Source organism: Tardiphaga sp. (assembly GCF_044336785.1).
GTDB lineage: Bacteria > Pseudomonadota > Alphaproteobacteria > Rhizobiales > Xanthobacteraceae > Tardiphaga.
This window is the reverse complement of the sequence record NZ_JBIIOT010000047.1, coordinates 26386-39456: the sequence shown is the minus strand read 5'-3', so window position 1 is coordinate 39456 and position 13071 is coordinate 26386. Positions and strand designations below refer to the sequence as shown.

The 13071-nt window shown below is 61.6% G+C and carries 6 protein-coding genes; all 6 read left to right on the top strand.

The window, feature by feature from the left end; all coding sequences use genetic code 11:
• Positions 1–1821, top strand: a 1821-nt coding sequence (locus tag ACIQ2A_RS14925) for a xanthine dehydrogenase family protein molybdopterin-binding subunit (RefSeq protein ID WP_398480446.1), incomplete at its 5' end; no start/stop codon positions are given.
• A complete protein-coding gene (locus ACIQ2A_RS14920) occupies positions 1818–2462 on the top strand; it encodes an Isoquinoline 1-oxidoreductase subunit (RefSeq protein ID WP_398480444.1) in 645 nt (214 codons plus the stop codon). The genes ACIQ2A_RS14925 and ACIQ2A_RS14920, both read left to right, overlap by 4 nt.
• 621 nt (positions 2463–3083) lie before the next feature.
• The gene (gene rplJ / locus ACIQ2A_RS14915) at positions 3084–3602 is read left to right on the top strand and encodes a 50S ribosomal protein L10 (RefSeq protein ID WP_398480450.1); all 519 of its coding nucleotides are present in this window, start codon (positions 3084–3086) and stop codon (positions 3600–3602) included.
• 52 nt (positions 3603–3654) lie between these two features.
• On the top strand, positions 3655–4029 hold the full coding sequence (gene rplL, locus ACIQ2A_RS14910) for a 50S ribosomal protein L7/L12 (protein ID WP_398480442.1): 375 nt from the start codon (positions 3655–3657) through the stop codon (positions 4027–4029).
• Between the two features lie 441 nt (positions 4030–4470).
• Positions 4471–8589, top strand: a complete 4119-nt coding sequence (gene rpoB / locus ACIQ2A_RS14905) for a DNA-directed RNA polymerase subunit beta (protein WP_398480440.1) — start codon at positions 4471–4473, stop codon at positions 8587–8589.
• Between the two features lie 120 nt (positions 8590–8709).
• The gene (rpoC, locus tag ACIQ2A_RS14900) at positions 8710–12909 is read left to right on the top strand and encodes a DNA-directed RNA polymerase subunit beta' (protein ID WP_398480438.1); all 4200 of its coding nucleotides are present in this window, start codon (positions 8710–8712) and stop codon (positions 12907–12909) included.
• Positions 12910–13071: the final 162 nt, after the last annotated feature.

Below are 13071 nucleotides of genomic sequence, written 5' to 3'. Positions count from 1 at the left end.
ACCGCCATCGCCAACTCTTTCATCCAGATGCGTCAGGTCGGTGCTGCCGCCCGGCAGATGCTGGTCGCGGCGGCTGCGGATGCCTGGCAGGTGCCGGCCGGCGAGATCTCCGTCGAGAATGGCGTGATCAAGCATGCGTCCGGCAAGGAAGGCAGCTTCGGTGAATTCGCTGACAAGGCGATGGCAATGCCCGTACCGGCTGAGCCGAAGCTGAAGGATGCGGCCAACTTCAAGCTGATCGGCAAGGAAGGCGTGGTGAAGCGCCTCGACAGTGTCGAGAAGAGCAATGGCAAGGCATTCTACACGCTCGACATCAATGAACCCGACATGCTCACCGTGGTGGTGGCACGCTCGCCGAAATTCGGCGGCAAGGTGAAGTCGTTCGATGCGACGGCCGCCAAGGCGGTCGCCGGTGTGGTCGATGTCAAGCAGGTCCCGACCGGCGTGGCCGTTTACGCCAAGGGCTTCTGGGCGGCGAAGACCGGTCGCGAGGCGCTGAAGATTACTTGGGATGACAGCAAGGCCGAGAAGCGCGGCAGTCCCGAATTGCTTCAGCAATTCCGAGCGCTGTCGAAAACCCAGGGCAAGCTGGTCAAGGCCGAAGGCAAGTTCGAGGAATCCATGGCCAAGGGTGGCCGCGTGGTGGAAGTCGAATATGTCTTCCCCTATCTCGCCCACGCCCCCATGGAGCCGCTGAACGCCTACCTGAAATGGGATGGCGACAGCGCCTATGCGCGCTATGGCTGCCAGTTTCCGACGCCCGATCACCAGGCCATCTCCAAGGTGCTCGGCCTGCCGATCGAGAAGGTGAAGATCGACGTGCTGATCGCCGGTGGCAGCTTCGGCCGCCGGGCGCAGCAGACCACCCATCAGGCGGTCGAACTGGCCGAGGTTGCCAAGGCGATCGGACCGGGCAAGGGCGTCAAGCTGGTCTGGACCCGCGAGGACGACATGCGCGGTGGTTACTACCGACCCTATGCCATTCACCGCATGCGTGGCGCGGTACGTGACGGCAAAATCGAGGCCTGGAGCGACACGATCGTCTCGCAGTCGATCATGAAGGGCTCGTTCTTCGAGGCCATCATGTTCAAGGACGGTCTCGATCCGACCTCCTATGAGGGCTCGAACGAGATCCCGTATGAAGTTGCGAATTTCCGCTGCGACATGCATCAGGTCGATGTCGGCGTGCCTGTGTTGTGGTGGCGCTCGGTGGGCCACACCCATACCGGCTATGTGGTCGAGGCCTTTGTCGACGAGTTGCTGGAAGCTGCGGGCAAGGATCCGGTCGAGGGCCGGCTTGAACTCCTCGGCAAGAAGCCGCGCCATGCCGGAGTGCTGAAGGCCGTGGCCGAGCTCGCCGACTGGAAGAACTACAAGGTGCCGGAAGGTCGTGCCCGCGGCGTCGCCGTGGTCGAAAGCTTCAACAGCTTCGTGGCTCAGGTGGTCGAACTGTCGATGACCGCGGAAGGTCCCAAGGTTCACAAGGTCTGGTGTGCGGTCGATTGCGGCGTTGCCGTCAACCCGGACATCATCCGTGCGCAGATGGAAGGCGGCATCGGGTTCGGCCTCGGCCACATCCTCTATGCCGAGCAGACCCTCGATGCGGGCGCGCCGGTGTCGGGCAATTTCGACACCTATCGCTCGCTGCGTATCAACGAGATGCCGGAGGTCGAAGTGGTGATCGTCAAATCGACCGAGAAACCATCGGGCGTCGGCGAGCCCGGCGTTCCGCCGCTCGGGCCGGCTGTGGCCAACGCCATGGCGAAGCTCGGCGTCGGACGACCGCGACAATTGCCCATCGTACCCGGAGCCTCGGCATGAACAAGCTGGTGAAGTATGCAATGCTGGCGTTGGTCGCCGGCGGGATGTCGGCTGGCGGCCTCGCTCTCGCACAGTTTGGCATGAATGAAGCGGATGCGGCGGTCAGCAATCCGAAGACGCTGCAGCCGGTGTCGGCGTTTGCCAAGATCAAGAACAAGAACGAGCGCGCGGTGGCGCTGTTCAACGAAGCCGGCAAGGTGATCCAGTCGCCGCGCTGCATGAACTGCCATCCGGCTGGCGATCGCCCGACCCAGACCGACCGCATGCGTCCGCATATCCCGTTGGTCGTCCGCGGCGAGGGCGGGATGGGCGCGGCCGGCGGTCTCGCCTGCACCACCTGTCACCACGAAAACAATTTTGACGCGGCCAATGTGCCCGGCAATGCGAAGTGGTCGCTGGCGCCGATCGAAATGGCCTGGCAGGGCAAGACGCTCGGTCAGATCTGCGCGCAGATCAAGGACAAGGAGCGCAACGGCGGCAAGGACATGGCGGCGCTGGTGCACCACATGGCCGAGGATGAACTGGTCGGCTGGGGCTGGAAGCCTGGCGGCAACCGGACGCCAGCGCCAGGCACGCAAAAGCAGTTCGGTGAACTGATCAAGGCCTGGGCGGATGCCGGAGCGGCGTGCCCTAAGGGGTAACGCGGCTTGGACAAAGCGGCGGCGCTCGATAGCGCCGCCGCCTCCGAGTTCCACACAGTTCCTTTGGCAAAAACGATGCCAAGTCAGCACTTCCCCCTTGGCAAGCCCGTCAAGACTCGTTAAAGAGCCGCTTCCGGACATGCTGGCCTGTGCTGGCACGTCTGTGTTCGTATTCCGACAACCCGGTATCTAGGAGACCTTTCCTTTCAGGCTATCCGTATGGATCGCTCGAAGGGCATGGGAGCCGCGGCCCCGTTTTAAGGAAGGCGAGCAGGGGTCTTTGACTGGCCAATCATGGCCAATCGATGATCTCGAATCCTGTCCGAGACTGCTGGCGCCCGCGACGAATTTCAATTCGATCAACGGCTTAATCCTCAAGCCAGCATAGATGGGTGAAGACTGATCTCGCCTCTGCCGCCCTGCGGCTGATCGCGTATTTGGTTCGAACCTCGACACCCCGCGCCGTCGCTGCTTGCAGCACCGGTTCGGGAGGGCAGGCTATCATGATCGTCTCGCCCGGGATGTCTGGAGGCCGTGTGTCTCGAGGTCATGTCGGTGGGGCGGTTGGGTGCAAACCGGCGGCTTCATCTGATCGAGGCTGCCAACCGGAGAGAGCTTGCTGTGGAAAGAGCGGCTAAAAAGGACGCGGTCGAAGCGCTGAACGGGGTCTTCAAGACCACCGGCGTTGCGGTCGTCGCCCATTATTCCGGCCTCACCGTTGCCCAGATGCAGACCCTGCGTAAGCAGATGAAGCTGGCGGGTGCCTCGGTGAAGGTCTCGAAAAACCGTCTCGCCAAAATTGCTCTTGAAGGCACGGATGTTGTTGCCATCGGGTCCCTGTTGAAGGGCCCGACTGTGATCGCCACGTCGGACGATCCGGTAGCTGCACCGAAGGTTGCCGTCGAATTTGCCAAGGCGAACGAGAAGTTCGTCATTCTTGGCGGCTCGATGGGGACCACCGTCCTGAACGTCGACAGCGTCAAGGCCCTGGCCTCGCTGCCCTCGCTCGACGAACTGCGCGCGAAGATCGTTGGCCTCGTTGTGGCGCCTGCGACCAAGATCGCTCAGCTCTCGACTGCGCCCGCGGCCAAGCTCGCGCGCGTCGTTCAGGCCTATGCCTCAAAGAGCGAAGCGGCCTGACGCCCTTCGCAATCAACCTGGTTCGAACCAAATACGCTTAAGGATATAGACAATGGCTGACCTCAATAAGATCGTTGACGACCTCTCGAGCCTGACCGTGCTCGAAGCCGCTGAACTCGCGAAGCTTCTCGAAGAGAAGTGGGGCGTTTCGGCTGCTGCCGCTGTTGCGGTTGCTGGTCCGGCTGCTGGTGGCGCTGCCGCCGCTGTTGAAGAAAAGACCGACTTCACCGTCGTTCTGGCAGCTGCCGGCGACAAGAAGATCGAAGTCATTAAGGAAGTCCGCGCCATCACCGGCCTGGGCCTCAAGGAAGCCAAGGACCTCGTCGAAGGCGCGCCGAAGCCCCTCAAGGAAGGCGTTGCCAAGGACGAAGCCGAAAAGATCAAGGCTCAGCTCGAGAAGGCTGGCGCCAAGGTCGAGCTCAAGTAAGACCTCTGAGTTCTCCGGAAGGGTGGCCCTCGGGCCGCCCTTCTTCGGGATCTCGCGTGTATCCAGCGATGGTTGCACACAACAAAGTGTGGGGATGCTGAGGGAACGACCCTCGAATCTCCATGATTGCCGCCCCATATCGGGTCGGCAGCACGAAAGCGCGGTTTGACGGCGAGAACGGCGACGTTCTATCCTAAGCCGTTGGGAGATTGGCCAATTTCGGGCTTTTCGGTCCGCAGTTAGACGGTTTGGACGGGCGAGATGCAGTCGGGCATCGCGCACGTCGTTTTGCGTTCTGGAATTTGAACGTTCGATTTAGGGATTTTGTTCCTGAATATGGACGCGGGTTTCAGGGCGATGTCGGAAAAATTCAACCCGGGGGCGGCGGCAGCTGCGCTTCGGAAGGTTCGCCCCTCCCGGGCGACGCAATGAGAGGCCACGATGGGTCAGCAGACGTTCACCGGTCGCAAGCGCGTTCGTAAGTTCTTCGGTCACATCAAGGAAGTTGCCGAGATGCCGAACCTCATCGAGGTTCAAAAGGCATCTTACGACCAGTTCCTGATGGTCGACGAGCCCACGGGCGGTCGCCTCGACGAGGGCCTTCAGGCCGTTTTCCGTTCGGTCTTCCCGATCTCGGATTTCGCCGGCACCTCGATGCTCGAATTCGTCCGTTACGAATTCGAACCGCCGAAATATGACGTGGACGAGTGCCGTCAGCGCGGCATGACCTATGCGGCGCCGCTGAAGGTGACGTTGCGCCTGATCGTGTTCGATATCGACGAAGAAACTGGCGCCAAGTCCGTCAAGGACATCAAGGAGCAGGACGTGTACATGGGCGATATCCCGCTCATGACCATGAACGGCACCTTCGTCGTCAACGGCACCGAGCGCGTCATCGTCTCGCAGATGCATCGTTCGCCGGGCGTGTTCTTCGATCACGACAAGGGCAAGACCCATTCGTCGGGCAAGCTACTGTTCGCTGCCCGCGTGATTCCGTATCGCGGTTCGTGGCTGGACATCGAGTTCGACGCCAAGGACATCGTGTTCGCGCGTATCGACCGCCGCCGCAAGATTCCGGTGACGTCGCTGATGTATGCGCTGGGCCTGGACGGCGAAGAAATCCTGTCCACGTTCTACCAGAAGATCATCTACAAGCAGATCAAGGAAGGCGGCTGGCGCGTGCCGTTCGATCCGTCGCGTTTCCGCGGCTATTCGACCGTAAACGACCTGATCGACGCCGACACCGGCAAGGTCGCGCTCGAAGCCGGCAAGAAGCTCACCGTGCGTGCGGCCCGCCAGCTCGCCGAGAAGGGCCTCAAGGCGCTCCAGCTGACCGATGAGGATTTGATCGGCAGCTATCTCGCCGACGACCTCGTCAATGCGAAGACCGGTGAAATCTACGCCGAAGCCGGCGAAGAGATCACCGAGAAGCTGCTCAAGGCGCTCGACGAAGAGGGCTACAAGGAACTGCCGCTGCTCGATATCGACCATGTCAATATCGGCGCCTATATCCGCAACACGCTGCATGCCGACAAGAACGTCACGCGTGAAGACGCGCTGTTCGACATCTATCGCGTGATGCGTCCGGGCGAGCCGCCGACGGTCGATTCCGCGCAGAACATGTTCCAGTCGCTGTTCTTCGACTCGGAGCGCTATGACCTCTCGGCCGTGGGCCGCGTAAAGATGAACATGCGCCTCGAACTCGATGCGCCGGACACCCATCGGACGCTGCGCAAGGAAGACATCCTCTCGGTCATCAAGACCCTGGTGGACCTGCGCGACGGCAAGGGCGAAATCGACGACATCGACCATCTCGGAAACCGCCGTGTGCGTTCGGTCGGCGAGCTGATGGAAAATCAGTATCGCGTCGGTCTGCTCCGCATGGAGCGCGCCATCAAGGAGCGCATGTCGTCGGTGGATATCGACACCGTGATGCCGCAGGATCTGATCAACGCGAAGCCTGCTGCCGCAGCCGTGCGTGAATTCTTCGGCTCGTCGCAGCTGTCGCAGTTCATGGACCAGACCAACCCGCTGTCGGAAATCACCCACAAGCGTCGTCTTTCGGCGCTTGGACCGGGCGGTCTGACCCGCGAGCGCGCCGGCTTCGAAGTCCGCGACGTGCATCCGACCCATTATGGCCGTATCTGCCCGATCGAGACGCCGGAAGGCCCGAACATCGGTCTGATCAACTCGCTCGCCACCTTCGCGCGCGTGAACAAGTATGGCTTCGTGGAAACGCCTTACCGCAAGGTCAAGGACGGCCGCGTCACCGACGAGGTCGTGTACCTGTCGGCGATGGAAGAAGGCCGCTACTCGGTCGCGCAGGCGAATGTGCCTTTGGATGCCAAGGGCAACTTCACCGAGGACATGATCATCTGCCGTCACGCCGGTGACGTGCTGCCATTGCCGGCCGACAAGGTCGACTACATGGACGTGTCGCCGAAGCAGCTGGTTTCGGTCGCTGCGGCGCTGATCCCGTTCCTCGAGAACGACGACGCCAACCGCGCGCTGATGGGCTCGAACATGCAGCGTCAGGCCGTGCCTTTGGTGCGTGCCGAAGCGCCGTTCGTCGGCACCGGCATGGAAGCTGTCGTGGCCCGCGATTCCGGTGCTGCGATCGCCGCCCGCCGCTCGGGCGTGATCGATCAGATCGACGCGACCCGCGTGGTTATCCGTGCGACCGAAGATCTCGACCCCACCAAGTCGGGCGTCGATATCTATCGTCTGATGAAGTATCAGCGCTCGAACCAGTCGACCTGCATCAACCAGCGTCCGCTGGTGAAGGTCGGCGACGTCGTGCGCAAGGGCGACATCATTGCCGACGGTCCGTCGACCGATCTTGGCGAGCTCGCGCTCGGCCGCAACGTGCTCGTCGCGTTCATGCCGTGGAATGGCTACAACTTCGAAGACTCGATCCTGCTCTCCGAGCGGATCGTGAAGGAAGACGTCTTCACCTCGATCCACATCGAGGAATTCGAAGTGATGGCCCGCGATACCAAGCTCGGCCCTGAGGAAATCACCCGTGACATTCCGAACGTGTCGGAAGAAGCGCTGAAGAACCTCGACGAAGCCGGCATCGTGTATATCGGCGCCGAAGTCCGCGCCGGCGACATCCTGGTGGGCAAGATCACCCCGAAGGGCGAAAGCCCGATGACGCCGGAAGAAAAGCTCCTGCGCGCCATCTTCGGTGAAAAGGCGTCGGACGTTCGCGATACCTCGCTCCGCGTGCCCCCGGGCGTGCAGGGCACCATCGTCGAAGTCCGCGTGTTCAACCGTCACGGCGTCGACAAGGACGAGCGTGCGCTGGCGATCGAGCGGGAAGAGATCGAACGTCTCGCCAAGGACCGTGACGACGAACAGGCCATCCTGGATCGTAACGTCTATGGCCGTCTGGCTGACCTGCTGGAGAACAAGGTCGGCATCGCCGGTCCGAAGGGCTTCAAGAAGGACAGCAAGATCAACCGCGCCGTTCTCGACGAAAATCCGCGGTCGCAGTGGTGGATGTTTGCCACCGCGAACGACAAGCTGATGACCGAAATCGAAGCGATGCGGAAGCAGTACGACGAATCGAAGAAGGGCCTTGAACAGCGCTTCCTCGACAAGGTCGAGAAGCTGCAGCGCGGCGACGAACTGCCTCCGGGCGTGATGAAGATGGTCAAGGTCTTCGTCGCGGTGAAGCGCAAAATCCAGCCGGGCGACAAGATGGCCGGCCGTCACGGCAACAAGGGCGTGGTGTCGAAGATCGTTCCGATCGAAGACATGCCGTTCCTCGAAGACGGTACGCATGCGGATATCGTGCTCAACCCGCTGGGCGTGCCGTCGCGCATGAATGTCGGTCAGATCCTCGAGACGCATCTCGGCTGGGCCTGCGCCGGCATGGGCAAGAAGATCGGCGAAACCATCGACGCCTTCTACCAGAGGCAGGATCTCAAGCCGCTGCGCGAGACCCTGAAGAAGGTCTATGGCGATGACGAAGTCATCAAGTCGCTGGACGACGATCAGCTGCTCGAGCTTGCGCGCAACCTGAAGCCGGGCGTGCCGATCGCAACGCCGGTGTTCGACGGTGCGAAGGAAGCCGACATCGAAGAGATGCTGAAGCTCGCGGGCTTCGACGCCTCGGGTCAGTCGACCGTCTATGACGGCCGGACCGGCGACCAGTTCGATCGCAAGGTGACCGTGGGCTACATCTACATGCTCAAGCTTCACCATCTCGTGGACGACAAGATCCACGCGCGTTCGATCGGTCCGTACTCGCTCGTCACGCAGCAGCCGCTGGGTGGCAAGGCGCAGTTCGGCGGCCAGCGCTTCGGTGAAATGGAAGTGTGGGCACTGGAAGCATACGGCGCGGCTTACACGCTGCAGGAAATGCTGACGGTGAAGTCGGACGACGTCGCGGGCCGTACCAAGGTCTACGAGGCGATCGTGCGCGGCGACGACACGTTCGAGGCCGGTATCCCGGAATCGTTCAACGTGCTGGTCAAGGAAATGCGCTCGCTCGGCCTCAATGTCGACCTGCACAATTCCAAGCTGCCGGGCCCGACCTCCGAAGCTGCCGAGTAAGATCAAGCGTTACGCCCGGCCTTGTTGGCCGGGCGTCCGCACCCCGCCGGGACGTGAGGCAGGGTGCGTGGCTACTGAAATTTCTGCTGCTGATGGCGATCGGCACGCGAGGAGAAGACGATGAACCAAGAAATTATGAATCTCTTCAATCCGACGACTCCGGCTCAGGTCTTCGACCAGATCCGGATCTCGATTGCGTCCCCGGAGAAGATTCTGTCGTGGTCCTACGGCGAGATCAAGAAGCCGGAAACCATCAACTACCGGACCTTCAAGCCCGAGCGCGACGGCCTGTTCTGCGCCCGCATCTTCGGGCCCATCAAGGATTACGAGTGCTTGTGCGGCAAGTACAAGCGCATGAAGTACAAGGGCATCATCTGCGAGAAGTGCTCGGTCGAGGTGACGCTCTCGCGCGTGAGACGCGAGCGCATGGGCCACATCGAGCTGGCCGCGCCGGTCGCTCACATCTGGTTCCTGAAGTCGCTGCCGTCGCGCATCGGGCAGCTGCTGGACATGACGCTCAAGGATCTCGAGCGCATCCTGTACTTCGAATATTACGTCGTTCTCGAGCCGGGTCTCACCGCGCTCAAAGACCGTCAGCTGCTGTCTGAAGACGAGTATCTGCGCGCCCAGGACGAATACGGCCAGGATTCGTTCACCGCCATGATCGGCGCGGAAGCGATCCGCGAGCTGCTGCGTGGCCTCGATCTCGAGAAGCTCGACGTCGATCTGCGTGCCGAGATGAAGGAGACGGAATCCGACATCAAGCACAAGAAGCTCGCCAAGCGCCTGAAGATCGTCGAAGCCTTCCGCTTCTCCGGCAACAAGCCGGAATGGATGATCCTCACTGTTGTGCCGGTGATCCCGCCGGATCTGCGTCCGCTGGTGCCGCTCGATGGCGGCCGCTTCGCGACGTCCGATCTGAACGATCTCTATCGCCGCGTGATCAACCGTAACAACCGCCTGAAGCGCCTGATGGAGCTCCGCGCGCCGGACATCATCATCCGCAACGAAAAGCGCATGCTGCAGGAAGCTGTGGACGCGCTGTTCGACAACGGCCGTCGCGGCCGCGTCATCACGGGTGCCAACAAGCGTCCGCTGAAGTCGCTCGCCGACATGCTGAAGGGCAAGCAGGGCCGGTTCCGTCAGAACCTGCTCGGCAAGCGCGTCGACTACTCGGGCCGTTCGGTCATCGTGGTCGGTCCCGAACTGCGCCTGCATCAGTGCGGCCTGCCGAAGAAGATGGCGCTCGAACTGTTCAAGCCGTTCATCTATTCGCGTCTCGACGCCAAGGGTCTGTCCACCACGGTGAAGCAGGCGAAGAAGCTCGTGGAGAAGGAGCGTCCCGAGGTTTGGGACATCCTCGACGAGGTCATTCGCGAGCATCCCGTGCTGCTGAACCGCGCGCCGACGCTGCATCGTCTGGGCATCCAGGCGTTCGAGCCGGTGCTGATCGAAGGCAAGGCGATCCAGCTGCATCCGCTGGTCTGCTCGGCCTTCAACGCCGACTTCGACGGCGACCAGATGGCCGTGCATGTTCCGCTGTCGCTTGAAGCGCAGCTGGAAGCGCGCGTGCTGATGATGTCGACCAACAACATCCTGCATCCCGCGAACGGTCAGCCGATCATCGTGCCGTCGCAGGACATCGTGCTGGGTCTGTACTACCTGTCCACCATGCGCGCGGGTCTCCCGGGCGAGGGCAAGGTGTATCGTGAGATGTCGGAGATCGAGCATGCCCTGCATGCGAAGGTCATCCACCTCCACACCAAGATCAAGTATTCGTGGACCGGCCTCGACCCCGAGGGCAAGACTGTCACGCGTCTGATCGAGACCACTGCCGGCCGCGCCATGCTCGGTCAGGTTCTGCCGAAGTCGCCGAAGGTGCCTTACGAGACCATCAACAAGTTGATGACGAAGAAGGAAATCTCCGGCGTCATCGATCAGGTCTATCGTCACTGCGGTCAGAAAGAGACCGTGATCTTCTGCGATCGCATCATGGCGCTCGGCTTCTACAATGCGTTCAAGGCCGGCATCTCGTTCGGCAAGGACGACATGGTTGTGCCCGCCACGAAGTGGAAGGTCGTCGACGCCACCCGTGCGTTCGCGAAGGACTTCGAGCAGCAGTACAATGACGGTCTGATCACCCACGGTGAGAAGTACAACAAGGTCGTCGATGCCTGGTCGAAGGCGTCGGAAGAAGTCGCCAAGGAGATGATGAAGGAAATCTCTTCGGTGAAGACCAATGCGCAGGGTGAAGAAGCCCAGATCAACTCGATCTACATGATGGCGCATTCCGGTGCCCGTGGTTCGCCGGCCCAGATGCGTCAGCTCGGTGGTATGCGCGGCCTGATGGCCAAGCCGTCGGGCGAGATCATCGAAACGCCGATCATCTCGAACTTCAAGGAAGGCCTGTCGGTTCTCGAATACTTCAACTCGACCCACGGCGCTCGTAAGGGCCTCGCGGACACCGCGTTGAAGACCGCGAACTCGGGTTATCTCACCCGTCGTCTGGTTGACGTCGCGCAGGACTGCATCATCACGCAGACCGATTGCGGCACCAATCTCGGCATCAAGATGCGCGCCATCGTGGATGCGGGCTCCGTGGTCGCGTCGCTGGCGTCGCGTATCCTCGGCCGCTCGGCATGCGAGGACATCGTCGATCCAAACAGCGGCGAAGTGCTGATCAAGCGCAACACGCTGATGGAAGAGCGCGACGTGGACCGGCTGCAGAAGGCCGGCATCCAGGAAGTGAAGATCCGTTCGGCACTAACCTGCGAACTGGTCGCCGGTATCTGCGGCACCTGCTACGGCCGCGATCTCGCGCGCGGTACGCCAGTCAACCACGGTGAAGCTGTCGGCGTCATCGCCGCGCAGTCGATCGGTGAGCCCGGCACCCAGCTGACGATGCGTACGTTCCACATCGGCGGCGCGGCGCAGCTCAACGAGCAGTCGGTGATCGAGTCGAACTTCGACGGTAAGGTCACCATCCGCAACGAGGCGCTCGCCAAGAACGGCGAAGGCCACACCGTGGCGATGGTGCGCAACATGGTCATCGCGATCAGCGATGCCGACGGCACCGAGCGCGCGACGTATCGTATTCAGTACGGTGCCCGCGTTCACGTGGCCAATGGCGACACCGTCAAGCGCGGCCAGCGCATCACGGAGTGGGATCCGTATTCCCGTCCGTTGCTGACCGAAGTCGACGGCACGATCGCGTTCGAGGATCTCATCGACGGCCAGTCCGTCACGGAAACCCTCGACGAGTCGACCGGTATCGCCAAGCGCGTCATCATCGACTGGCGTTCGTCGCGCGCAGGTGCAGACCTGCGTCCGGCCATCGTGGTCAAGGGCTCGGATGGCAAGGTGCTGAAGCTGGCTCGCGGTGGCGATGCCCGTTACATGCTTTCGCCTGACGCGATCCTGTCGGTGGACGTCGGTGCCAAGGTCCAGGCCGGCGACATTCTCGCCCGTGTCTCGACCGAAAGCGCGAAGACGCGTGACATCACCGGCGGTCTGCCGCGCGTTGCCGAACTGTTCGAGGCCCGCAAGCCGAAGGACGCGGCGATCATCGCAGAGATCGGCGGCACCATCCGCTTCGGACGCGACTACAAGAACAAGCGCCGCATCTCGATCGAACCGCTCGACAAGCTTGAGGAGACTCGCGAGTACCTCATTCCCAAGGGCAAGCACATCCATCTGCAGGATGGTGATATCGTCGAAAAGGGCGACTTCATCGTCGAAGGCAATCCGGCGCCGCACGACATTCTGGCGATCAAGGGCATTGAGGAACTCGCTGCCTATCTGGTCAACGAAATCCAGGAAGTTTACCGGTTGCAGGGCGTGCTCATCAACGACAAGCACATCGAAGTGATTGTCCGTCAGATGCTGCAGAAGATCGAGGTGACCGATCAGGGTGATACCGACATGATCTCGGGTGAGCAGGTCGACAAGATCGAGTTCAACGCGCTCAACGCCAAGGCGGTCGAGGAAGGCAAGAAGCCGGCAACCGGAAACCCGGTGCTGCTCGGCATCACCAAGGCCTCGCTGCAGACGCGTTCGTTCTTCTCGGCGGCATCGTTCCAGGAGACCACCCGCGTCCTCACCGAGGCGGCGGTCAATGGCAAGGTCGATCCGCTCGAGGGTCTCAAGGAGAACGTCATTGTCGGCCGCCTGATCCCGGCCGGTACGGGCGCCTCCATGGCCAAGATCCGCGAGGTCGCCATGAAGCGCGACACGATGATCCAGGACGAGCGCGAGCGGCAGGCAGCTGTTGTTCCGTCGGCTCCGGAAGCCGAGCCGCTTGCTCTGCCGCCGGCCGAGTAATCGGGCCGCAACTGACAAGAATCGAAAAGGCCGGCTCCCAAGCCGGCCTTTTTTCGTTGCGGGTTAGCGCATTTTGACCTGCCGCAAGGCGGATGCGGCCTTCGTTCATCTTTCCTTCAGATCGAAAATGGTCTTATTTGGAATGGTTTAGTGCGCTTGGTG